Here is a 24,943-nt window from a genome sequence, read left to right as displayed (position 1 = left end):
AATATGTTTTGATTTGTTTACAATGTTAAAACTTTTTTTTGGGATTATTGCAACTGTAACAATTATTTAACCAAAAAAAACTTACTAAATCGTTGTAGTTTCTCTGTGTAATAATTCTGTTCCGACAACTTCGGTAATGTAATGCTCGTGCTCGTTTTCTGACTCTAATTTTTGAATCAATAAACGCGCTGCAATCTCACCCATTTTGAATGCATTTTGTTTGACTGTAGAAATGCTTGGAATTGAGTTCTTGGAAATTACACCATCTGTAAAAGCTATTAAATGTAATTCTTCTGGCACTTTGATTCCTTTTTTCAGTGCTGCTCTCAACACTTTTACGGCATATAATTCATTTACTGCCATTACTGCATCAAAATTATTTTTTTCGAAAAATTCATCAATCATAGTGTCCAACTGACTCTCGTCTTCTACACGCAAAATCAAGTTTTCGTCAACTTCAATTCCATTCGCTTCCAACGTTCTTTTATATCCTTCGGTTCTTAAGCGTCCAACACTTATATAATCTGGCGTTGTGATAAAACCGATTTTCTTGCGTTCTTTACTTATAAAATACTGAATTGCTTCTTGTGTCGCAAGTACATCATCAATAATCACTTTATCAGTATAAACCTCACGCGTTACACGGTCGAACATCACAACTGGCATTCCTTGGTTGATGATTTCTTTGATATGATGATAATCTTTTTTGGCTTGAGTTTCTTTCGAAAGAGAAATCACAAATCCGTCTATACTACCCGCTGCAAGCATCTCCATATTAATCACTTCACGTTCGTACGACTCATTTGACAAACATATTAAGACATTATAACCATATTGATTGGCTAAATTTTCGATTCCACTAATTACCATCGCAAAAAAATCGTGAACGATTTCGGGAATAATCACGGCAATGGTTTTCGTTTTACGATTCTTTAGACTTAATGCTATATTATTCGGTTTGTAGTTGTATAATTTTGCAAATGCCTGAATCTTTTGTTTCGTTACAGCACTAATCTCTTCGCTATTTTTCAACGCCTTAGAAACCGTTGATATCGAAACATCTAACTCTTTTGCAATCTGTTTTAATGTCAAATTCTTTTTCATAATCTTCTTTCTACCTTAACCATCAATCTTATTCTACTAATTTCCGTCTTTTTTATTAAAAATTAACATGCTATAACAATTAATTTAATTATTTATTAACACGAAAACGTTTTCGTTTAACTAGTTAGTGTATTACATACACAATCAATCAATTAAACAACTTATATTTGGTAATGAGAAGTAAAAATATAAATTAATTAACGAAACAAAACGAAAAATATATGAGGATTTTAAAACAATCTCTTCTAGCATTAGTTTTATCAAGCCCTGCTATTTTATCTGCACAAACTGCGATAAAAGGAACAGTACAAGATAGCGCTAATAACACGGTTTTAGCTGGTGCAGATGTTTCGAACATCACAACAGGAGAATCGACAGTTTCTGATGAAAAAGGAAATTTTACATTAGAAGCGAACGATGGTGATATAATTGTTATCAGTTTTTTTGGTTATGACGATCAAGAAATAACTTTTGCGGGACAAACGCAATTACAACTTCGTATGTCTAAAACGACAGAAAACTTGAAAGAAGTTGTTGTAATTGGATATGGTACAGCAAAAAAAGAAGATGTTACAGGTTCTGTAAATCAATTAAATTCAGAAGATTTCAACAAAGGATCAATCACTTCTGCGCAAGAATTAATGACAGGGAAAATCGCTGGTGTTGTGGTAACATCTGCTGGTGGAGCTCCTGGTGACGGTCAAAACATTATCATTCGTGGTAATAGTTCGTTATCATTAAACTCTCAACCATTATATGTAGTTGATGGTGTTCCTTTATCTGAAGTAAATATTGGAGGTTCTCGAAATCCTTTGGATTTCTTAAATCCTAACGACATCGAAACGATGACTATTTTGAAAGATGCTTCTGCAACTGCCATTTATGGTTCTCGAGCTGCGAATGGTGTTGTAATGATTACAACTAAAAAAGGAAAAGGAAAAAAATTCAAATTTAGTTATAATTCTACCACATCTATATATCAGCCTGAAGGTTATATAGACATGATGAATGCAAATCAGTTCCGTGAATTAGTAAAATCTGTTGGAACAACTGATGATGTAGCTAAACTAGGAAATGCAAATACAGATTGGCAAAAAGAAATTTATAGAACTGCTATAGGTTTTGATCATAGCCTTAGTGCAATGGGAAACATTGGAGGAAACATGCCTTCTCGTTTTTCTGTATCGAATACAAATCAAGATGGTATTTTGAAAGGAGATAATGTTAATCGTACAACTGCATCTTTTAATCTTAATCCTTCGTTATTAGATAATCACTTAAAATTTGATTTTAACGCAAGAGGATCATACATTGAAAATGATTTTGCTAATCGTGATGCAATTGGTGCAGCTCTAGAATATGATCCAACTCAATCAGTTTATTCAGGTAATTCATTATTTGGTGGTTATCACACTTGGACTTCTGGAAATATAAAAAATGGTTTAGCTCCAACAAACCCAGTTGCGTTAATCAATGAAGTTGGTGATACATCAGAAGTTCGTCGTTTTGTAGGAAATGCTAAAATGGACTATAAATTACATTTCTTACCATCTGTAACTGCTACGGTTAATGTTGGTTATGATATTTCTAATGCAAATGGACGTAAAGTAACTACAGAGAATTTACCCTCATCGGAGCAAAATTGGGATGGATCAAAAACAACGTTCAGTGCTCAATTTTATAATAAATTACTTGACGCTTATTTAACTTTCAACAAAGATTTCGGAAAACATAATGTAAATGTTGTTGCTGGTTATGGATATCAATATTTTAATACATATAATCATAGTTACGATAGTGAATTAGAACAAAAAGGTAATCCAGAATTTGAATTTGTAGATCGCGATCATTCTACTTTGTTATCATATTATGGACGTGTAAATTATAATTTCGATAATCGATATATTTTAACAGGTACGTTACGTGCAGATGCATCTTCTAAATTAAACCCTAATAATCGTTGGGGATATTTCCCTTCTGTTGCAGTTGCTTGGAATATTTCGAATGAAGAGTTCTTAAAAGGTAATTCAACTGTTAGTGATTTGAAATTACGTGTAGGTTATGGAGAAGTTGGAAACGTAAACGGATTAGGAAATTTCCAATTCTTAACGCGTTATAAAGTTTCTCAATCAACTGCTTATTATCAATTTGGTTCTACATTTTATCAAACATATAGACCAGATCCGCTAAGTGAAAATCTAAAATGGGAAATTTCGAGTACATTAAATGTTGGTGTTGACTATGCGTTATTTAGAAATCGTATTTATGGTAGCTTAGATATCTATCAAAAGAAAACGAAAGATTTAATTGCGAAAGTATACGTAGATCCATTTACTAACTTTGGAAGTATGATCGATAAAAATATCGGTGATATGGAAAATAAAGGTGTTGAATTTAGCATCAATGCTGATATTATTAAAACAAAAGACATTGATTGGTCATTTGGATACAATATTGCATATAATGATAATAAAATTAAAAACCTGTCAACTGATAATCTAGTTGGAGGAATTGACGGAGGAACAGGAAATAACATTCAAATTCATAGAGAAGATTATACTCCATATAGTTTCTATGTGTACAAACAAATTTACGATGTAAACGGAAAACCAATCGAAGGTGCTTACGAAGATTTAAACAAAGATGGAATCATCAATGATAAAGATCGTTATATTCACAAAAGTCCATATGCAGATATCACAATGGGATTCAATACATATTTCCGATATAAAAATTGGGACTTATCAGCAACAGCCCGTGCAAGTTTAGGGAATTATGCTTATAATAATGTTGCTTCTGCAAAGGGATATAGTGCGAAAGCTACAGGTAATGGGCAAAACTATTTATCTAATGTACATACTGATTACTATAATGCAGGTTTCTCAACAATTACAAATACTAATTTATTGAGTGATTATTACGTACAAGATGCATCTTTCTTCCGAATTGATAACATTACATTAGGTTATAATTTAAAACAAGCCATCAAAGGAATGGATGTTCGTCTTTACGGAGCTGTTCAAAATGTTGCTGTATTTACAAATTATAATGGATTAGATCCTGAGATGTTTGGAGGAATTGATAACAGATTTTATCCTCGTCCACGAACATTTGTCTTTGGTTTAAATGTTAACTTCTAAGAAAACAACAATGAAAAAATTTAAAATTTCAACATATTTATTAACTGCAATTTTTGCATTCTCTATTTCTTCGTGTCAAGATGATTTGGATTTAAAACCAAATGATCCAGATATTTTTACACAGTTTGATGTTTTTAAGGATCCAGCAACTGCTAAATCTGGTTTAGCAAAAGTGTACGCTTCTTTAGCTTTAACTGGTCAAAAAGGTCCAGATGGAGATAGTGATATTTCAGGGATAGATGAAGGAGCTTCTCAATATACACGTTTATTATTTAATGTAAATGTTTTACCTACAGACGAAGCCATTATTGGTTGGGGAGATGTTGGTGTTCCAGATATGCATGCAATATCTTGGAGTGCAAGTAACCCATTTGTTGAGGCTATGTATTACAGATTAGCCCAAACCGTTTCATTCTCAAATTCCTACATTAAGAATGCTGAAACGTTAGCTCAAACATCTGAAGAAGTTAAGCAATATATTGCTGAAGCACGTTTTATTAGAGCATATGCTTATTATAGTTTAATGGACTTTTATGGAAACGTACCATTGGTAACAGAAATTACATCAGAATTACCAACACAGAGTAATCGTCAAGAAATATTTTCTTTCATCGAGTCTGAGTTAAAAGCAATTGATAATGACTTAGCAAATAGTCGCTCAAATGAATATAGTCGAGTAGATAAAACAGCTGCACAAGCCTTGTTATCTCGTTTATATTTAAATGCAGAAACTTGGATTGGTCAAGCAAAATACACAGAAGCCATCACATATTCTAATCAGGTAATACAATCTGGTTATAAAATTAACACAAATGATGTTAACAAAAATGGCTCTGCATATGATGAATTATTTCTTGGAGACAATGATACAAATGGTGCACAAGAAGAGGCTATTTTTGTTTTAAATTTTGATGGAAATTATTCTAAAACATATGGAGGCTCAACATTTTTGATTAAAGCAGCTATTGGAGGAAAAATGCAACATGATAATTATGGTGTTAATGAAGGCTGGGGAGGTATTCGTTCAACAAAAGCATTAGTTAACCAGTTCTCAAACTCTATTTCGGAAACTAATTCCGAAGGGAATCCTATCGCATGGAAAGATAAGCGTGCAATGTTTTTTACAGATGGACAAAGTTATGAAATTGAAAGTGTAAGTACTTTTGCTCAAGGATATGCAGTTCAGAAATTCTCTAATATAAAATCAAATGGAACAGCAGGAAATGATCCTTCTGCTGTATTTGCTGATACTGATGTTCCTGTAATTCGTTTAGCTGAAATCTATTTAAACTATGCTGAAGCTGTTTTACGTGGAGGAACTGGTGGTGATCGTGCAACTGCATTGAATTTAGTTAATCAATTAAGAACTCGTGCATACGGAAATACATCAGGTAATATTACTGACGGACAATTAAACTTAGATTTCATTTTAGCTGAAAGATCAAGAGAATTGTATTGGGAAGGAACACGTAGAACGGATTTAATTCGTTTCAGTAAGTTTACAAATAATTACAATTGGCCTTGGAAAGGGGGCGTTCAAAACGGAACTTCTGTAGATGCAACAAGAAGCCTTTATCCAATTCCATTTAATGTAATTACAATCAACAAAAATTTAACTCAAAACCCAGGTTACTAAGATGAAAAATTTTATAAAATATATTTCGTTAGCTTGTGCGAGTATTTTTGCCTTAAGCGCATGTAACGATGATGAAGATATCATCAAATTAGATCCCTCAAATTTTGTTGCACCGAAAGTAGAAACACCTGCTTCATCAACAATTAAATTATTAGAAGAAAATGCTGCAAATACAGCAATGACGTTTAATTGGAGTGCCGCAAATTATGGAACAAATACTCCTCCTAAATATGAATTACAAATTGATGTAAAAGGAGATAATTTTGAAAATCATCAAGTTCTTACTTCAACTTCAACATTAACAGCTGATGTTACAGTAAAAGAATTGAATTTAGCCGTTATTGCTTTAGGATTAGAACCTTTTAAAGAAGGAGAAATAGAATATCGTATTGTTTCTACAGTTGGTACTCCTGGTTCTCAACAGTTAATTTCTAATGTCAATATATTAAAAATAACGCCATATCCAACAGATTTATCTACAAATTGGGGTGTTGTTGGTTCTGCAGCTCCTAACGGTTGGGACGGACCGGACGTTCCGTTTTGGAAAACTGATGTTACAAATGTATTTGTAGCGTATACAGATTTAAAAGCTGGTGAAATCAAATTCCGTCAAGACAACAAATGGGAGTTAGATTATGGTGGATCTAATGGTAAGCTTGAAAAAGGAGGTAAAAACATCGCAGTAGAAGCTGGTACTTACAAAATAACTATGGACTTAACAAATCTAACTTATAAATTAGATAACTATTCTTGGGGATTAGTAGGTGACGCTACAGCAAACGGATGGGATGGTCCAGACGAAAAACTTTCTTATGATGGTAATTTAGATGCTTGGACTATTACTACAACATTAAAAGATGGAGAATTTAAATTCCGTTTAAATAATGATCCTAGTTACGCTGTTAACTTTGGAGGTGCTGATACAGAAGGTACTTTAAAAGAAGGAGGTGCTAACATCAAAATAAAAGCTGGGAAATATAAAATCACAGCTAATTTCAACAAGAAAACTTATACAGTAGAAGCTCAATAAAATTTTTTCTCATCAACAAATAATTTTTTAAAAGCCATTAAAATTCAATTACGTTTTTTAATGGCTTTTTTCTAAAACTACACAAAACATGAAAAACATTCTATCTATTTTAATGCTTTTAATGGTAATATCTTTTACCAAAGCACAAATTACAACAACTCCTTCACCACCCGAAGCAAACCAAGCAGTTGTAATAAACTTCGATAAAACAGGAACAGGTCTTGCCAATTATTCAGGAGATATTTATGCGCATACAGGCGTAACTATTGATGGAAAACAATGGGAAAATATAATTGAAAGTTGGGGAAATAATACCACTCAACCCAAATTAACTTTCGTTTCTGGATCAACCTACAAATTAGAAATCCCTACATCTATTTATCAATTCTATGGAGTTGATACTTCTAAAAATATTACAGCAATAGATGTTGTTTTTAGAAGTGCAGATGGAAAACAACAAACTACGGATCTTTCTATTTCGGTAGGTTCTTTCAAAGTTACTTTAACTAATCCGCTCGAAAATTCAATTACAAATGTTTCTTCAGGATCAAGTTTTAACATCAAAGCGATAGCTACAAAATCTGCTAATTGGACATTATCTGCTAACGGAACTCAAATTGATGCATTAAATAATTCAACATCTTTTGATAAAAATTATACCATTTCACAAAATCAGAATTACACGTTGAGTGCTACTTTTAATGGTCAAACAATAAGCAAATCTTTTACAGTTAATATCAAACCAACGGTTAAAGATGTAGCCATTCCATCTAATTTACATGAAGGAATTAATTATTTGAATAATGATTTTACAAAAGCATATTTGGTTTTATACGCTCCACAAAAAGAGTTCATTCATGTAATCGGAAGTTTCAATAATTGGCAACTTTCTGATCAATATGTGATGAATCGAGATACTACTAACAAGGATTTATATTGGATTGAATTATCTAATCTTAAAGCAAGTGAAATCTATACGTTTCAATATCGTACAAGTGATGGAATCAAAACTGCAGATCCTTATTCAACATTAGTCTTATCGCCTTATGATGATCCGTATATTACCGCAGCAACTTACCCAAATATGCCTGTATATCCTACTGGACAACAATTTGAAGTTTCGGTTTTACAAACAAATCAAGCAAAATACAATTGGAAAGTTTCAAATTTCAATCGCCCAAATAAAGAGAATTTGATGATTTACGAATTATTAATTCGTGATTTCAATTCGACAAAAACATGGCAATCTTTAATTGATGATTTTGATTATTTCAAAAAATTAAACATCAACGCAATCGAAGTTATGCCCGTAATGGAGTTTGAAGGAAATATTTCTTGGGGTTATAATACAGCTTATCATCTTGCTTTGGATAAAGCTTATGGACCAGCAGATAAAATGAAAGAGTTCATCGATTTGTGTCATCAAAATGGAATTTCAATCATTTTAGATGTTGCTTTAAATCATGTTTATGGTCGATCTCCGTTGGTTAGAATGTGGATGAATGATCCCGACAATGATGGTTTTGGAGAACCAACTACTACAAATCCTTATGTTAATCAAACCTCAAAACATAGTTACAATGTTGGATACGATTTAAATCATCAATTAACACCAACTCAAAATTATGTACAACGTACATTAAAACATTGGATTGAAGAGTTCAAAATTGATGGATTTAGATGGGATTTAACAAAAGGATTTACACAAAATTGTACACCTTCTGATGAAACTTGTACAAACGGATATCAGGCTGATCGTGTAGCAATTTTAAAAAAATATGCAGATATGCAATGGACAATTGATCCGAATTCCTACATCATTTTTGAACATTTAGGAAATAATGGTTCAGCACAAGAGGAAACAGAATGGGCGAATTATCGCATTAACGAAGGTAAAGGAATTATGCTTTGGGGTAAAGCGACTAATAATTTTAATCAAAATACAATGGGATATGCTTCGGATAGTAACTTTGATTGGTTGAAGCATACTGTAAAAGGTTTTACGAAAAAACATTTGGTTGCCTACGCAGAAAGTCATGATGAAGAAAGAATGATGTACAAGAATTTACAATATGGTGCATCATCAGGAACTTATAATGTAAAAGATTTAAAAACTTCTTTAGAAAGACAAAAAGCTTTAGGTGCCGTTCTATTTACGATTCCTGGTCCTAAAATGTTGTGGCAATTTGGAGAATTAGGATATGATTATTCGATCAATCATTGCGAAGATGGAACAAATAATGACGGATGTCGCACCAATCCAAAACCTATTCCAAGCGAAATTGGTTACTTAACAAATGCCGATAGAAAATCTGTTTATGAAGTTTGGTCAAAAATTATTGGTCTTAAATTAAACAACAAAGTTTTCGAAACTGATAATTATACAATTACATCTGGAGATTTAAAACCGCGTATTCAGATTACAAATAATTTATTATCGTCGTCTGATTTATATGAGGTAATTGTTATTGCAAACTTCACAACAAGCACTCAAGCAATTGCGCCACTTTTTCCATTTACAGGAAATTGGTACAATTTGATGGACGAAACAACGCTGAATGTCACCAATACAAATTCATCATTTACAGTTAATCTAAATCCAGGTGAATTTAGAATTTTCGGGAATGCAAAAGCAAATTTATCAACAGATAATATTGAGGTTAATTCAGAAAAAATCTCTGTAACTCCAAATCCAGTTTCTTCCTCTTTTTCATTAAATATTAATTCAGAAAAAGTAAAAATTTATGATTTATCAGGAAAGTTGGTCAAAGAATTTTCAGGAAAATTTTCAGCAATACATCAATTTAACATCAAAGAATTACCAAAAGGTATTTACATTCTTGACATTGAAGCTAAAAATCGAAAATCGTCGGCGAAACTGATTAAAAATTAATTTTAAAAAAAGCCATTAAAATTCGTTTTGATGGCTTTTCATTTTCACAAATCGTTGAAAAATCAATAACTTGTCGGTTAATTTACACCATGACAAAAAAGAAAAATTCTACTTGCCATTTTTTCCTTCGCTTATACGCTGGGATTTGCCCAAACCAACAAACAAGTTTTATTTACAATCAAAAATCAATCGGATGTCAAATGTTATCGCATTCAGAGTATCATTACATCAGCAAAAGGAATATTGATTGCGGCAATCGACGAGCGTGTTCCAAATTGTGGCGATTTACTTTACAATCCTAATATCAATATTGTGATTAGGAAAAGTGATGACAAGGGAAAAACATAGTCAGCAATCAAGCGAGTTATCGATTTTCCAGATCAAGAATCTGCTTCTGATGTATCAATGGTTTTGGATGAAAAGACAAAAGAAATTTATCTTTTTTACAATTACATGAATCATAAAATTGCGAAAAATGAATTTCGATTACATTTTGTAAAAAGTGCTGACAATGGAGAAACGTGGTCAAAACCTGTTGATATTACGGACCAAATTACGCCAACGGAATGGAAAAAAGATTTTAAATTCATTACTTCTGGTCGTGGCGCATACACAAAAGAAGGTTGGATTTTGAATACATTGGTTCGATTGAAAGACGGTGTTTACGTATTCGGAAGTAAAGATCATGGAAAAACGTGGGAACGAATTTCGAGTGTTGCAGAAAAAGCTGACGAAACAAAAATTGTACAACTTCCGAACAAAGATTGGATGTTAAATGCGCGCGTTCAAAATGCTGGTTTCCGTAAAATATTTATCTCGAAAGATCAAGGAAAAACGTGGGTTTCTAAAATGGAAGAACAATTAATTGATCCAATTTGTAATGCATCGACATTAGTTTTAGGAAAAAATATTGTGTTTAGTAATTTGCATGATTCAAAAGATCGTCAAAATCTGGGATTGAAAGTAAGTAAAGATCAAGCGAAAACATGGAATTTTATCAAAACTATTGAACCAAATTCTTCGGCTTATTCCGTTTTAACGAATATATCAAAAAATAAAGTTGGTATTTTTTATGAAGCTGATGATTACCAAGATATGTTTTTTGAAGTAGTTGATTTAAAATAAATTCAATCATAAAAATATAAAAAAACCTCATCAAATGATGAGGTTTTTTGTTGCTTAAAAATTAAGCTTAATATTATATTTTTCGTAGAAATTCTCGATGTGAGCAACTGCTTCTTCTGCTGTATCAACCAAACGGAAAAGATCCAAATCTTTCTCAGAAATATAACCTTCTCTCAAAACTGTTTCTTTGATCCAATCAATTAAACCTGACCAATATTCAGTTCCAACTAACACAATTGGGAAACGTCCTGTTTTCTTCGTTTGTACCAATGTCATCGACTCAAACAATTCATCTAACGTCCCAAAACCTCCTGGCATTCCGATAAATCCTTGTGAATATTTCACAAACATTACTTTTCGTGCAAAGAAATAATCGAAATTAATTTCATATTCACGGTCGATATATTTGTTCAAGTCTGTTTCGAAAGGCAATGTAATTCCCAATCCAACAGAAGTTCCTCCACCCTTTTGCGCTCCTTTGTTTGCAGCTTCCATAATTGCCGGACCTCCACCAGTAATTACACCAAAACCTATTTGCGTTAATCGATACGCAATGTCCTCTGCTAATGCATAATATGGATGATCTGGAGAAGTACGTGCCGAACCAAAAATAGACACGCAAGGTCCTATTTTAGACATTACTTCGTAACCATTTACAAACTCTGCCATAATCTTGAACAACGCCCAAGAATCATTTATTCTAATCTCGTTCCAATCTTTTGGTCGAAACGGAGATTGTATTCTATCGTCTTCTTTTTCTTTATCTGTCATAGTATTTTAAATAAAAAAACCGCAACAAAAATGCTACGGTTCAATATACAAATTTATTGTTTCTTAATGATTAATCTCTACTCATAAAAATTCTCAAAATATACCAAAACAATAACATTAATGAAGCAAATAACGACAATGCAGCTGCAACATATTGTTGTGTTCCGAACTCATATTTTAATTGGTGAGTGTTGTACAAAATTGCTCCACCAGCTAAGGCGCACATTCCAACTGAGAACCATAATCCTAGATCGAACCCGAATAACATTCCTGCAATAATCAATCCAATTGCTAAGAAAAATCCTATAGTTAATGCTCCTCGTAAAATAGAGAAATCTGCTTTTGTTAAAAATACAATAGCTGATAATCCTACAAATAATCCACCTGTTACTACAGCTGCTTGTTTTATCACATAAGTTCCGCCATAATACAATGCGATGTAAAGCATTGGTACAAAAATTAAAGCTTCAGCAACTATATATAAAAAGTAGCCTAAATATTGTTTAGATTTTGAAATCGATCCGTACGCCATTTTTTGTGCAACCCATGTAATTCCCATGAAACCTGCTAATAAAATAAGCCAAAGATATCCAGAAGTTAAACTTAACATAAAGCTTACTAATGCTTCTGATTTTAACATCAAAGATTCGATTAAAACAAATACCAAAACTCCTCCAGCAACGTGTCCGTAAGTATGTTTATAGAAATTTGCCCTTTCTACACTCGTTGCCTCTGCAACCAATTGGTTTTGTTGATATACGTGTTGATTTTCCATATTCGTAATTTTTATAGGTTTTTCAAATTCAATTTATAAGGCTAAAATACTAATTTTAAATTATTTCTTAGCTCACTATTTTTTGGGAGTTTTTTACTGATTTTATCCAATCGATTAATCCGATAAATGATAAAATCAATAAGACAATATATTGCACAGAAGTGATAACTGCTCCTTTGTAAATCATTAATGGAATCATGATTAAATCACCGATAATCCAGAAATACCAGTTATCAATTTTTCGTCGCGCCATCATCCACATTCCAATCAAAAAAATAGCGGTTGTCGAGGCGTCTACAAAATCAATTTTAGAATAATGTAATTTACATTGGTTGATAAAACTGAAATCAAAACCATTTTGAATAACTGGACGAAAATAATAAATCGTCAAAATAAAGATAAAACTCAACGCGAAAAGTAAAGTTGCGTACAGATATTCTTTCTTCGTTGCCCACGAAACATCGACATGTTTATGATCTGCTTCGAGATTTTTTTGCCACAAAATCCAACCATAAATCGCCATTGAAGTATAGTAAACATTAATAATTGTTTCACCATATAATCCCCAATTAAAAAATAAATAAATGAAAATAAATGTTGAAATAATTGTAGTTGGATAAACCCAAATATTGCGTTTGTAGGTATAATAAACTGAAATAATTCCGAAAAAAGTTGCTATCGTTTCGAGCAAGATATTCAACTTAGAATAGGTTTTGTAAGGCGCAAGGATATAATCAATAAAATCGTTCATTCTTAAGTTGTGAGTTAAAATAATTCATTCTAAATCGTAAATCTAAATTCGTAATTATAATTTCTAACTTCAATCTATTCATAATCCAACACCCAAACCAAATAATATTCACCAATCATTTTATAGAATGCATGATATTTACGAGATTTCACATCATCCGAAATCCAACAAATAAATTGTTTATTCTCTATCAATTCAAATTCTTCTGCACGATAATGATTCAGAAAATTCCAAAGATTTCCACCATTCAATTTGTACAAACCTTCTTTCATTCCCCAAATTACATGCAAATATTCAGTTTCATGTTCTTGAGGTATCCAAGCTATTTCATCTGGACGGGCAAATTTATGTTTGATGTTCAAAATTTTTCTTGGTCGAGACAATTCAATATCTATCCCAATATTATATTCGCTCACGCCAACAGAAACCAATCCATAGGAATGTGTGATGGAAATTTCTTTATTTGTAGGTAAAAAAGGTTTTCCTCTTTCGTCATAATTTACATCATAATCCAAGTCCAATTTCTTTAGACAAGCGCGCAAACCAAGATATTCTCTGGCCTGTTTAGGTCGAAGATTATTATATTTTTCCATCCTATAATCCTCTAAATGAAGATATTCTAACAATTCTTCATTCGATTCTGTTACATTCCACGTAATAATGCGGGTATGTTTAAAATCGTTAATATAATCGATAACGGGCATTTTATTAATCGAAATTTGTTTGTAAATTTGTTCCTTATAAACTTTAAAAAAAAGTTAGTTAAATATATCAATTGATGGATACAAAAACGCAATACATTCCATACAAAGTTAAAGATATTTCTTTAGCTGAGTGGGGAAGAAAGGAAATTACGTTGGCTGAGGCAGAAATGCCTGGGTTAATGGCTATCCGTGAAGAGTATAAAGCTGCTCAACCTTTGAAAGGTGCTCGCATTGCAGGTTGTCTACACATGACAATCCAAACTGCAGTATTAATCGAAACGTTAGTTGCTTTAGGAGCTGATGTTACATGGTCGTCATGTAATATTTTCTCTACACAAGATCACGCTGCTGCTGCAATTGCTGCTGCTGGGATTCCTGTGTATGCTTGGAAAGGGATGAACGAAGAGGAATTCGATTGGTGTATCGAGCAAACATTATTCTTCGGAGAAGATCGCAAACCATTAAACATGATTCTGGATGATGGTGGAGACTTAACGAATATGGTGATTGATCGTTACCCAGAATTGGTTGCTGAAATTAAAGGATTATCAGAAGAAACAACTACGGGTGTACACCGTCTTTATGAAAGAATGGAGAAAGGTACATTGCCTATGCCTGCAATTAACGTAAATGATTCTGTAACAAAATCTAAATTCGACAACAAATATGGATGTCGCGAATCTGCAGTAGATGCTATCAAACGTGCTACTGACTTGATGATCGCTGGTAAACGTGTTGTAGTTTGTGGATATGGTGATGTTGGTAAAGGTACAGCGGCTTCTTTCCGCGGTGCTGGAGCAATTGTTACAGTAACTGAAATCGACCCTATTTGTGCTTTACAAGCATCTATGGAAGGTTACGAAGTAAAAAAATTAGATACAGTGGTTGCAAACGCTGATATCGTAATTACGACTACTGGTAACTTTGGAATTGTACGTGCTGAGCATTTCGAGAAAATGAAAGACAAAGTAGTTGTGTGTAACATTGGTCACTTCGATAACGAAATCGATATGGCTTGGTTAAACGGAAACTACGGAAACACGAAAGAAGAAATTAAACCACAAGTTGACAAATACAACATCAACGGAAATGACATCATCATTTTGGCTGAAGGACGTTTAGTTAACTTAGGTTGTGCAACAGGACACCCTTCTTTTGTGATGTCAAACTCTTTCTCTAACCAAACTTTAGCTCAAATCGAATTGTGGACAAATTCATCAGCTTACAAAAATGAAGTATATACTTTACCTAAGCATTTAGATGAAAAAGTTGCAGAATTGCATTTAGCTAAATTAGGAGTAGAATTAGAAGTTTTATCTCAAGAACAAGCAGAATACATTGGTGTAACGGTTGAAGGACCATTTAAACCAGAATATTATAGATATTAATTAATTTTAATTCGAAATTTTTATTTGAAAAAAGAAAAAAGCACTTAACTATATGCCCTCGCCCTGAACAAGCGAGGGCTTTTTTGTTAATCTTTTTCCACACCAGAATTGGCTTGATTTTCACTATTCAATTTATCAAGCTCTTTTTTAGTTGTATATTTTTTAGGAATATTTTTTTTAAAATTAAATATCGCTTCTTTTTTATCTTTTAATTGATACGTTATTTCTCTTCTATTTCCGTTTTCTAAAACATCTTTGAAAATTATTTTTAACTCTACTACAACCAAATCTTTGAACTGAAAATAAATTGGACTTGCCGAAATTCCATCAAAATCACCCAACCAAAATGTATAATCATACTTCTCAGTTTCAGTTTTATATTCTTTCGCACGAATTCCCAAAATAGTTTTTTCTTGCCCTGTAGGTAGAACTTGAATTCGTTGAATTGAATCTTGTAAAAACTTAAAATTTTGGTTTGGATTAGTCGCTTTTTCATAAGTCAAATTTGACGCTTCGTCAATTAACAACCAATTTGGTTCTGGTTTAATATCTAAAAAGAAATTTGCTTGTGAATTTCTAACAACATCTATCAACTTAATAAAAGATTGATTTTTATTCGCAAAAACTTCTAACTCAAAAGATTTATTCAATTCTTCTTTTACAGCAGCAGAAATGTCTGTTTGTTTATTCTTGGTTTCATAAACTTGATGAAAATCGTACAAAAATCGATAGGTTTTCTCTTGCGCAAAAGAAAAACTACTCAAAAAGATAAAAACTGTCAAAAATATATTCTTCATTTTTTAGAACTTGGATTTATACTCTAAAATAAGTATTTATTTCATTTAAAAATGGTTAATCATTAATAATCTAATCAAAGAAAAAAATATTCTATTTTAAATAGATTATCTTTAAAAGATTATTGAATAATTTTATTACTGATTATGATTAAAAAATGTTTACAACTTGGATTCGTTTTAATTGGTTGTTCTTCTCTTTTTGCACAAACCGAAAAACCTTCAGAAATATTCTGGAAAAATCTCGAAAAACATTGCGGTAAAGCTTACGAAGGCAAATTACCCGAACATATCACGCGCGATGATTTTGCTGGTAAAAAATTAACAATGCATGTAAAAAGTTGTTCTACAAACGAAATTAAAATTCCGTTCAATGTTGGTGATAATTATTCGAGAACGTGGATTTTGACTAAAAAAGATGGAGTCATCACGCTAAAACACGATCATCGTCACGAAAATGGAACTTCAGAAACGATTACATTTTATGGAGGAACAAATACAAATTATGGTTTCAAAGATTTTCAGATGTTTCCTGCCGATCAAGAAACTGCAACGTTAATAGATTATGCTTCGACAAATATTTGGTGGATTACCTTAGATGATAAAACGTTTAGTTACAATTTGCAAAAAGCTGGCTCTAAAACACCATTCCATGTCTATTTTGACTTGACAAAAGAAATTGAAACTCCGCCAGCACCTTGGGGTTGGGGAACACCACGATAATAAAAGAGCTGAAAAGCTCTTTTATCTTTTTATCAAAATATCAGCATTGATTGCAGGCGTAATTCCTAATGGTGTTTTCATCCACACATCAGAATCAGTCGTTTTATATAAACATTTAGCCAGCAAAGCTCCACTAAAATAAATTGGCTTTTCAACTTCTGTTAATAATTCTACTTTGATGAAAAAATCATCTTGATATTTAATATTCAAATCACGTAAATCCATCGAAAAGACATCATTCTGTTGATATTCTTTTTTTACAACAACTTCAAAAGGTTTTTCTAAAATTGATTGAGCTGGTTTCCCATTATTCATTGCCGTTAAATCAACTTTCAAAAGAATAGAATCTAATTTCAAACTATTGCTAAAATTGAAATTAATACGTTGAAAAGTGAATTCTTTTTTAGGCGCATTTATTGGAATTGCAAATTCTTTGGTAAACTTAGGGAGTGAATCTTTACTAAAATTAATATCTGCCGTTAATCCGATTAAAATTGATTTCGTCTTGGTATCCGAACCAACACGTTTTAATCGAAATTTGCTTTTATCATACAAAATCGTTTCATGTAATTCTATCGTATCTTTTTTATAATCTTGTGCATTTGCAAACGTTATAAAACATAAAAAAAGAAAGTAAATTTTTGTCATCTATTTGGTTTTTAAATCATTTATCAATTTTATAAAATATAGATGTTCAAAATTCACAAAGGTTACACAATGACATGTTAAAGTTTAACGCATTACATTAACAAAAGAAGAGTAACTTTTGGTTACTTTTCTAATTGATTTAGTATATTTTCTAATTCTTCTAAATTTTTCTTGTAAAACTTTTTTATCCACCATTTCAACATCCAAACACAGACTACTGAATACGCTAATAATGTCAAAAAAACGTATAGAAAGAAATAAAATTCATTTTCAAATTTTAGAAATTTATCATTTTGCATATAAGAAATTCCTATCAACATCAATACTAAAATATAGATGATGTACGAATAAATACTGTAAATATCTATCGATGATTTGTAATTATAATAAAACCAATTTATATTTTTTAACGAATTATATTCCAAATGATAAGAACGTTTATAAAAATTGAAAATATAATAAAAAGGAACTAAAAATGTTGCTGACACACATAATAAAACCCACCAAACTAATTGACTATTCGCATCAAATAAAAAAGGCATGAAAAACAAGAATATTAATCCTGATAATTGATAATAAAACTCTTTCTTCAAGGTTTTTCGTACTTTATCAATAATGGTATTTGCTTCTTGATTAAACTCAAGATTTGGATCAATTTTAACTTCATCTGAAGATTGATTGTCCCATTGTTTTTGTAATTCATCAAAATTCATAACCGTATTTTTTTATGATGATTTGTATTTTTTCTTTCGTTCTGTTCAATTTCACACGTGCATTTCCTTCTGTAATTCCAAGATTAGAGCCAATTTCTTTGTGATTTTGTCCTTCCAAAAACAGAAAAATCAACGCTTTTTCTACTTTATTCAATTCATGAACTGCTTTATAAAACAATTCGAGTTGTGTTTCTTTTTCACCAAAATCCATCTCATCTACTTGATCAATATTTTCTAAAAAAGTATGACGATCTGCTTTTTTCTTTTCTAAAATAAGTTAACGCCGTGTTCAACGAAACGCGATACATCCAAGTTGAAAATTGAGATTTACCTTCGAAACGATCAAAAGATTTCCATAGTTGCAAAACAATCTCTTGTATCAAATCATTTTGATCTTCAGAATTATCCATATACATCTTAGCGATTTTGTGTAAAATCTCTTTGTGTTGATCGATTAATTCTAAAAAAAAGGTTTGTTTAGCTTCCAAAATCGTTACTTTATTTTTTTCAACGCAACTTGTTCATCGTCTATTATGATAACATTATTTTCAACTGTTATTTCCAAAATAGATTTCATCGCTTAATTATTTAGTGTTTATTAGTAAGTAAACATAAAGTAAAAACGTTACAAAAATTTTGAAAAAAAAAATTAAAACTCCATTTCTAACCAAATCGGTAAACTGAATTCTTCTAATAAATGAGCCAATTGAAATTCTTTGTAGTTTTCTTTCGTTATCCACGCCATTTCTTCTATCTCAGAAGCGATTTTAAGCGTTTCTAATGATTTTAATTTAACATGAAATACATTTGCATAAACTTCGGTATTAACTTCATTAACGGCAATAGAAGTATGTTGTCCTAAAAATGAAACATCGTGCTGTAGAATATCAACATTAATCTCTTCTAAAAATTCGCGTCGAAGTGTGGTTAATAATTCTTCATCTTGTTCTCGTTTTCCTCCAACCATCTGAAAAAATTTCGATTTCTTTTTTCGTACAGCTAACATTCTACCCGTTTCATCTGTAACCAAGGCATTCACCAAATAAATATGATTCATTGTTATGCGTTATGCGTTATGCGTTATGCGTTATGCAAAAATAAAAAGTTTGGAGCAAAAAAAAGCCTCACAATAAGTGAAGCTTATAAAAGTTGGCGATCCGGACGGGACTCGAACCCGCGACCACTTGCGTGACAGGCAAGTATTCTAACCAACTGAACTACCGGATCAGTCTGTTTTTTTATTTATAATTTTCGATCGCACTAAAATAGAAAAAGAAATAGATGCGATCCGGACGGGACTCGAACCCGCGACCACTTGCGTGACAGGCAAGTATTCTAACCAACTGAACTACCGGATCAGAAAATTATAAATTGATATATTTTTTATGAATTTTTATAAAAAATTGCGATCCGGACGGGACTCGAACCCGCGACCACTTGCGTGACAGGCAAGTATTCTAACCAACTGAACTACCGGATCAGAAATTATAAAAAATATATTGTGTAAAAGAACGAACTTTTTGCGATCCGGACGGGACTCGAACCCGCGACCACTTGCGTGACAGGCAAGTATTCTAACCAACTGAACTACCGGATCAAAATCTGTATCGATTTCGGATTGCAAATATAGGCGGTTTTCTGATAAAACCTAAACTTTTTTCAAAAAAAATCTCGGAAATTTTGCATCCGAGATTCTTTTATTTCAAAATCAGCGATTTAATTTATTATAAAATCGCGTTTAATTTTTCTACTAATTGCTCTTTTGGAACAACTCCAACAACTTTGTCTACTACTTCTCCGTCTTTGAAGAATAAAATTGTAGGAATGTTGCGGATTCCATATTTCGCAGCAACTTCTTGGTTTGTGTCTACATCAACTTTACCAATAACTGCTTTTCCTTGATATTCTGTAGCAAGCTCTTCCACAACTGGACCAACCATTCTACAAGGACCACACCAAACAGCCCAAAAATCAACCATTGCTGGTTTTCCTGACTCTATAATATCTGATGCAAATGATGCGTCTGTTACTTCTAATGCCATAATCTTATATTTTTTATCTAATCTTAAGTTTACAAATCTACATAAAATTTTATTGTTGAAAAATTTCGTTCATATTATCTATCAATTATTGGATAGATGAAACGAATAATTAATTCAGTTTGAATGTAATTTCCTGCAATTCATCTAATTCTTTCAACAAATCTCGGCAAATATTAATTTTGATTTTACTTGCTGGTAAATCTAAGTTATTCAAATTATCTTTTGGATCAATTAATTGAATTTTTAATAATTTATCTCCTTGATATTTGAACATAATATCTGATAATTTGCTAAATGTTTCTTGCGAAAATTCTGGAACTTCAATTTTAACCGTCATTTTTTCGGCTTGTTTCTCCACAATTTCATTCAACAACAAAATATTTGTGATGTTTTTATACACACGTCCTTGCGTTACATTTCCTTCTTTGTCTTTGAATTCTTTTTTCGAGATATTCAATTTCAAATTCAAGAACATATTTTCCTGCATAAAGTGTCTATATTTCATATAATCACTCCCAAAAACCATGATATCCATCGAATCGGTGTAATCACTAAACGTAAAAATACCAAATTCGTTTCCATTTTTGGCAATTCTATGTTGGATATTTGACATCATTCCACAAATTGAAACTTCTTTGTTGACAAAATTATCTTCATTCGCATTGATATCAGAAATACTACAATTTGAAGCCATTTTCAACTCATGTTTGAAATCATCCAAAGGATGCGAAGAAATATAAATTCCAACAACTTCTTTCTCTTTCGACAAACGTTGTAACATATTCCATTTCTCACAATCTGGCAACATCGGAACCACATCTTCTACAACAGAATCTCCTCCAAAATCACCAAATAAAGAAGTTTGAGAAGAGTTTTTTTGCTCCTGATAATTTCCTCCATATTTGATTAATTTTTCCAGATTCGTCGTTGTATTATCGATAAAAAAATAACGTCCACGATGAAATTCGAACGAATCAAAACCTCCAGCCAAAACTAAATTTTCGATTGTTTTTTTGTTCACCGTTCTCAATTCGACACGTTTTACAAAATCGTAAATATCTTTGAACGGACCATTTGCTTCACGTTCAGAAATTATCGAGTTTACTGCGGCTTGCCCAACACCTTTTACAGCTCCCATTCCAAAACGAATCTCGTAATTTTCGTTTACATTAAATTTTGTAATGGATTCGTTGATATCTGGTCCAAGTACAGCTAATCCCATTCGCTTACACTCTTCCATAAAGAAGGTCACTTGCTTGATATCATTCATATTATTTGAAAGAACAGCCGCCATATATTCTGCTGGATAATGTGCTTTCAGATAAGCTGTTTGATACGCTACCCATGCATAACACGTCGAGTGCGATTTATTGAAGGCATAGGATGCAAAGGCTTCCCAGTCTGTCCAAACTTTTTCTAAAATCTTAGGATCATGCCCTTTTTCTGAAGCTTGCGCAACAAATTTTGGTTTCATTTTATCCAAGACAGCTTTTTGCTTTTTCCCCATTGCTTTACGCAAAACGTCGGCATCACCTTTCGAGAAACCTGCTAATTTTTGCGAAAGCAACATTACTTGCTCCTGATAAACCGTAATTCCGTAGGTTTCTGATAAATATTCTTCCATCGCATCCAAATCGTACTGAATTGGTTCTTCACCATTTTTACGGCGAACGAACGACGGAATATATTCGATAGGACCAGGACGATAAAGGGCATTCATGGCAATTAAATCCGCGAAAACTGTCGGACGTAAATCCTTCATGTATTTTTGCATTCCGGGTGACTCGTATTGGAAAACCCCAACCGTTTCGCCACGCTGGAAAAGCTCGTATGTTTTTTCGTCGTCAATCGGAATTTCATCCGGATTGATTTCGATTCCTGTTCTCGCTTTTACTAATTTGATGGTATCTTTAATCAAGGTTAAGGTTTTCAACCCCAAAAAGTCCATCTTCAATAATCCGGCACTTTCTGCAACCGAGTTATCAAACTGCGTTACATATAAATCTGAATCTTTAGCTGTTGTTACAGGTACGAAATTCGTAATATCATCTGGCGTAATAATTACCCCACACGCGTGAATTCCCGTGTTACGAACAGAACCTTCTAAGATTTTTGCTTGCTGAATAGTTTCCGCAGCTAAATCGTCTCCATTCGATAAACGTTTTAATTCGCTTACAGCATCAAACTCTTCTGGTTTTAAGGCTCCTTTTAATGCAGCTTCATCTAAATTGAAGATTTTAGATAACTTCATATTCGGAATCAAACCTGCAACACGGTTCGCATCAAACAATGGTAAATCCAATACACGCGCCGTATCTTTAATCGAAGATTTCGCCGCCATTGTACCATAAGTGATGATTTGCGCTACTTGATTTGCTCCATATTTATCAATCACATAATCCATTACCAACGATCGACCTTCGTCATCAAAGTCGATATCGATATCGGGCATAGATACACGATCAGGATTTAGGAATCGCTCAAAAAGTAAATCGTATTTTATCGGATCTAAATTGGTAATCCATAAACAATAAGCAACTGCTGATCCTGCCGCCGAACCACGACCTGGTCCAACCGATACGCCCATTTTACGCGCTGCTGCGATGAAATCTTGTACAATCAAGAAATAACCAGGATAACCTGTTTTTTCAATTGTGGCTAATTCGAAATCCAAACGTTCTTTAATTTCGTCTGTCAATTCTGGATAACGAATTTTTGCACCTTCGTAGGTTAAATGTTTTAAATAAGCATTCTCACCTCTTTTCCCTCCATCTTCATCATCTTCTGCGTGATGAAATTCTTCGGGAATATCAAATTTTGGAAGTAATACATCTCGATAAAGCGTGTATTCTTCTATTTTATCAACAATTTCTTGAATATTAATAATTGCTTCGGGAATGTCTTGAAACAATTGTTTCATTTCTGCTTCCGACTTAAAATAATATTCTTGATTTGGCAAACCAAAACGGAATCCACGACCACGACCAATTGGCGTTGATTGTTTTTCTGCATCGCGCACACACAACAAAATATCGTGTGCATTCGAATCGTCTTGATTGATATAATACGTATTATTTGTCGCAACAACTTTTACATTGTGTTTACGCGCAAATGCAATCAAAGTCTGATTAACACGATCTTCATCTTCTTGTCCGTGGCGCATCAATTCGATGTAAAAATCATCACCAAACTGCTCTTTCCACCAAAGTAAAGCTTCTTCGGCTTGCTTTTCACCAAGATTCAAAATTTTGTTTGGAACTTCACCTTGTAAGTTTCCAGACAAAACAATTAAATCTTCTTTATATTCTTCAATAATCGCTTTATCAATTCGAGGCACGTAGTAAAACCCATCAGTATAAGCCTTCGATGCCATTTTTGCTAAATGATGATAACCATTTTTGTTCTTTGCAAAAATTACAATTTGATAGCCATTATCCTTTTTTGTTTTGTCTAAATGATTTTCACAAACAAAGAATTCGGAACCAATAATAGGTTTTATGATAACTTCTGTTGGTTCTGCTCCGTCAGCAATTAACTCTTCATTCTTTACTTTTGCAGCTTTATTATGATTTTGTACTTCTGCATTAAAATGAAAAGCTCCCATCATATTTCCATGATCGGTAATTGCAACTGCAGTCATTTTATTTTTTGCCGCAGCACTCACCAAATCGTTTACAGAAATAGTCGATTGAAGAATTGAAAATTGTGTGTGATTATGTAAATGTGCAAATTTTGCTTTCTCGAATTGTGCTAAAACTTCTTCCGAAATATCAATAACCTCATCACCTCCTTCTTCTTTGAATTTTGCTTTCGCAATTTCTTGCGAAGCTTTTTTAAGATTAACGTGATTCAGTCCAACTGGTTGAATATTAGTTTCATTAATTGCATTAAATCGAACAAAATATTCGTCTTCAACTTCTAACTCGTTTTTAGTAAAAATACCTTTACGAATCAACTCGAAAAAACAACGCGTAGTTGCCTCCACATCAGCAGTTGCATTATGCGCTTCGCCAAATGGAACACCAAAAAGATATTGATGTAATTCTGTTAACGTTGGTAATTTGTAACGACCTCCACGACCTCCAGGAAGTTTCAATAACTCGGCAGTCACCTCGGTACAGGTATCCAAAACAGGTTTTTCGGCTAAATTATTTTCATAATTCAGACGATAAAATTCGGCTCCCATAATGTTAATATCGAACCCTAAATTTTGTCCAACAATGAATTTAGCTTTACCTAAAACTTCGTTGAATTTATCTAAAACTTCTTTTAATGGAACACCTTTTTCGGTAGCCAAATCAGTCGAAATTCCGTGAATACGCTCAGAATCATACGGAATATCAAAACCATCTGGTCGAACCAAATAATCTTGATGTTCAATAATTTGTCCCATTTCATCGTGCAATTGCCATGCTATTTGTATACAACGCGGCCAGTTGTCGGAGTCAGAAATCGGCGCATTCCAATCTTTCGGAAGACCAGTTGTCTCTGTATCGTATATTAAGTACATTGAGTTTTCGTTTGAATCTGTAAATTTACGAAATCTTAGGAGAAGATTTTCTTAAGATAAGTTAAGAAAGTTATTATATGAAATGTAATTTTATTAAAAGATATATATCCAATATGTTTTACGTTTATACTATTACAATACCACTTTTGATTATTTTGTCTTTCTATTTCGTTGAACTGGATATCCCCCTGAATTT

Annotated in this window: 18 protein-coding genes, 4 tRNA genes and 1 pseudogene; 7 read left to right on the top strand and 16 right to left on the bottom strand. The window is 32.5% G+C overall.

The genetic code is table 11. From position 1 onward, the window contains the following. Nucleotides 1-84: 84 nt before the first annotated feature. Nucleotides 85-1,104, bottom strand: a complete 1,020-nt coding sequence (locus tag B4G36_RS10415) for a LacI family DNA-binding transcriptional regulator (RefSeq protein WP_291063859.1) — start codon at nucleotides 1,102-1,104, stop codon at nucleotides 85-87. 221 nt (nucleotides 1,105-1,325) lie between these two features. Between B4G36_RS10415 and B4G36_RS10410 the strand changes: the two genes are divergently transcribed. The 5 genes from B4G36_RS10410 to B4G36_RS10390 all read left to right on the top strand — a co-directional run bounded on the left by B4G36_RS10410 (nucleotide 1,326) and on the right by B4G36_RS10390 (nucleotide 10,928). After that, nucleotides 1,326-4,244 carry a SusC/RagA family TonB-linked outer membrane protein gene (locus B4G36_RS10410; protein WP_291063857.1) on the top strand — a complete coding sequence of 973 codons (2,919 nt, stop codon included), beginning with the start codon at nucleotides 1,326-1,328 and terminating at the stop codon, nucleotides 4,242-4,244. Between the two features lie 10 nt (nucleotides 4,245-4,254). Continuing rightward, entirely contained in the window at nucleotides 4,255-5,880 is a 1,626-nt protein-coding gene (locus B4G36_RS10405) for a RagB/SusD family nutrient uptake outer membrane protein (protein WP_291063855.1), read from the top strand. Nucleotide 5,881: 1 nt separating this feature from the next. Continuing rightward, nucleotides 5,882-6,910 carry a SusE domain-containing protein gene (locus B4G36_RS10400; protein ID WP_291063853.1) on the top strand — a complete coding sequence of 343 codons (1,029 nt, stop codon included), beginning with the start codon at nucleotides 5,882-5,884 and terminating at the stop codon, nucleotides 6,908-6,910. A gap of 88 nt (nucleotides 6,911-6,998) precedes the next feature. Then, nucleotides 6,999-9,803: an alpha-amylase family glycosyl hydrolase gene (locus B4G36_RS10395; RefSeq protein ID WP_291063851.1), complete on the top strand. Its 2,805-nt coding sequence runs from the start codon at nucleotides 6,999-7,001 to the stop codon at nucleotides 9,801-9,803. Nucleotides 9,804-10,157: 354 nt separating this feature from the next. Next, nucleotides 10,158-10,928: a sialidase family protein gene (locus tag B4G36_RS10390; RefSeq protein ID WP_312193585.1), complete on the top strand. Its 771-nt coding sequence runs from the start codon at nucleotides 10,158-10,160 to the stop codon at nucleotides 10,926-10,928. 54 nt (nucleotides 10,929-10,982) lie between these two features. On the opposite strand, the gene B4G36_RS10385 is transcribed toward B4G36_RS10390, so the two are convergent. The 4 genes from B4G36_RS10385 to B4G36_RS10370 all read right to left on the bottom strand — a co-directional run bounded on the left by B4G36_RS10385 (nucleotide 10,983) and on the right by B4G36_RS10370 (nucleotide 13,929). After that, on the bottom strand, nucleotides 10,983-11,699 hold the full coding sequence (locus tag B4G36_RS10385; protein ID WP_219033784.1) for a TIGR00730 family Rossman fold protein: 717 nt from the start codon (nucleotides 11,697-11,699) through the stop codon (nucleotides 10,983-10,985). A 70-nt stretch (nucleotides 11,700-11,769) separates the two neighbouring features. After that, nucleotides 11,770-12,474: a Bax inhibitor-1/YccA family protein gene (locus B4G36_RS10380; protein WP_052217477.1), complete on the bottom strand. Its 705-nt coding sequence runs from the start codon at nucleotides 12,472-12,474 to the stop codon at nucleotides 11,770-11,772. A gap of 67 nt (nucleotides 12,475-12,541) precedes the next feature. Then, nucleotides 12,542-13,225, bottom strand: a complete 684-nt coding sequence (pnuC, locus tag B4G36_RS10375) for a nicotinamide riboside transporter PnuC (RefSeq protein ID WP_291063849.1) — start codon at nucleotides 13,223-13,225, stop codon at nucleotides 12,542-12,544. A 74-nt stretch (nucleotides 13,226-13,299) separates the two neighbouring features. Next, nucleotides 13,300-13,929 carry a 4'-phosphopantetheinyl transferase family protein gene (locus B4G36_RS10370; RefSeq protein WP_291063847.1) on the bottom strand — a complete coding sequence of 210 codons (630 nt, stop codon included), beginning with the start codon at nucleotides 13,927-13,929 and terminating at the stop codon, nucleotides 13,300-13,302. Between the two features lie 74 nt (nucleotides 13,930-14,003). Here B4G36_RS10370 and ahcY point away from each other — a divergent pair, with 74 nt between their 5' ends. Then, a complete protein-coding gene (gene ahcY / locus B4G36_RS10365) occupies nucleotides 14,004-15,317 on the top strand; it encodes an adenosylhomocysteinase (protein ID WP_280049878.1) in 1,314 nt (437 codons plus the stop codon). An 86-nt stretch (nucleotides 15,318-15,403) separates the two neighbouring features. On the opposite strand, the gene B4G36_RS10360 is transcribed toward ahcY, so the two are convergent. Then, nucleotides 15,404-16,114, bottom strand: a complete 711-nt coding sequence (locus tag B4G36_RS10360) for a hypothetical protein (RefSeq protein WP_291063845.1) — start codon at nucleotides 16,112-16,114, stop codon at nucleotides 15,404-15,406. Between the two features lie 144 nt (nucleotides 16,115-16,258). Here B4G36_RS10360 and B4G36_RS10355 point away from each other — a divergent pair, with 144 nt between their 5' ends. Next, the gene (locus B4G36_RS10355) at nucleotides 16,259-16,834 is read left to right on the top strand and encodes a hypothetical protein (protein ID WP_291063843.1); all 576 of its coding nucleotides are present in this window, start codon (nucleotides 16,259-16,261) and stop codon (nucleotides 16,832-16,834) included. A 21-nt stretch (nucleotides 16,835-16,855) separates the two neighbouring features. Here B4G36_RS10355 and B4G36_RS10350 read toward each other — a convergent pair whose 3' ends face one another. The 10 genes and pseudogenes from B4G36_RS10350 to dnaE form a co-directional block, all read right to left on the bottom strand. Next, nucleotides 16,856-17,482: a hypothetical protein gene (locus tag B4G36_RS10350; protein ID WP_286501053.1), complete on the bottom strand. Its 627-nt coding sequence runs from the start codon at nucleotides 17,480-17,482 to the stop codon at nucleotides 16,856-16,858. Nucleotides 17,483-17,604: 122 nt separating this feature from the next. After that, the gene (locus B4G36_RS10345; protein ID WP_291063840.1) at nucleotides 17,605-18,195 is read right to left on the bottom strand and encodes a hypothetical protein; all 591 of its coding nucleotides are present in this window, start codon (nucleotides 18,193-18,195) and stop codon (nucleotides 17,605-17,607) included. Then, nucleotides 18,185-18,611, bottom strand: a pseudogene (locus tag B4G36_RS14030) (RNA polymerase sigma factor). The gene B4G36_RS10345 and the pseudogene B4G36_RS14030 overlap by 11 nt, the downstream one beginning before the upstream one ends. A 233-nt stretch (nucleotides 18,612-18,844) precedes the next feature. Then, a complete protein-coding gene (locus tag B4G36_RS10330) occupies nucleotides 18,845-19,252 on the bottom strand; it encodes an NUDIX hydrolase (protein ID WP_286495123.1) in 408 nt (135 codons plus the stop codon). Between the two features lie 93 nt (nucleotides 19,253-19,345). After that, nucleotides 19,346-19,422, bottom strand: a tRNA-Asp gene (locus B4G36_RS10325). A gap of 57 nt (nucleotides 19,423-19,479) precedes the next feature. Further along, nucleotides 19,480-19,553: transfer RNA gene (locus B4G36_RS10320), tRNA-Asp, on the bottom strand. 48 nt (nucleotides 19,554-19,601) lie between these two features. Further along, a tRNA-Asp gene (locus tag B4G36_RS10315) sits at nucleotides 19,602-19,675 on the bottom strand. A 43-nt stretch (nucleotides 19,676-19,718) separates the two neighbouring features. Continuing rightward, nucleotides 19,719-19,792, bottom strand: a tRNA-Asp gene (locus tag B4G36_RS10310). A 127-nt stretch (nucleotides 19,793-19,919) separates the two neighbouring features. After that, nucleotides 19,920-20,237, bottom strand: coding sequence for a thioredoxin (trxA, locus tag B4G36_RS10305; RefSeq protein WP_038331009.1), 318 nt, complete (start codon nucleotides 20,235-20,237; stop codon nucleotides 19,920-19,922). A 109-nt stretch (nucleotides 20,238-20,346) separates the two neighbouring features. After that, entirely contained in the window at nucleotides 20,347-24,747 is a 4,401-nt protein-coding gene (gene dnaE, locus B4G36_RS10300; RefSeq protein ID WP_291063834.1) for a DNA polymerase III subunit alpha, read from the bottom strand. Nucleotides 24,748-24,943: the final 196 nt, after the last annotated feature.

The organism is Empedobacter sp. UBA3239, from assembly GCF_002362875.1.
Classification (GTDB): domain Bacteria; phylum Bacteroidota; class Bacteroidia; order Flavobacteriales; family Weeksellaceae; genus Empedobacter; species Empedobacter falsenii_B.
Note: the sequence above shows the minus strand (reverse complement) of the source record. Positions and strands in the feature narration are given on the sequence as shown.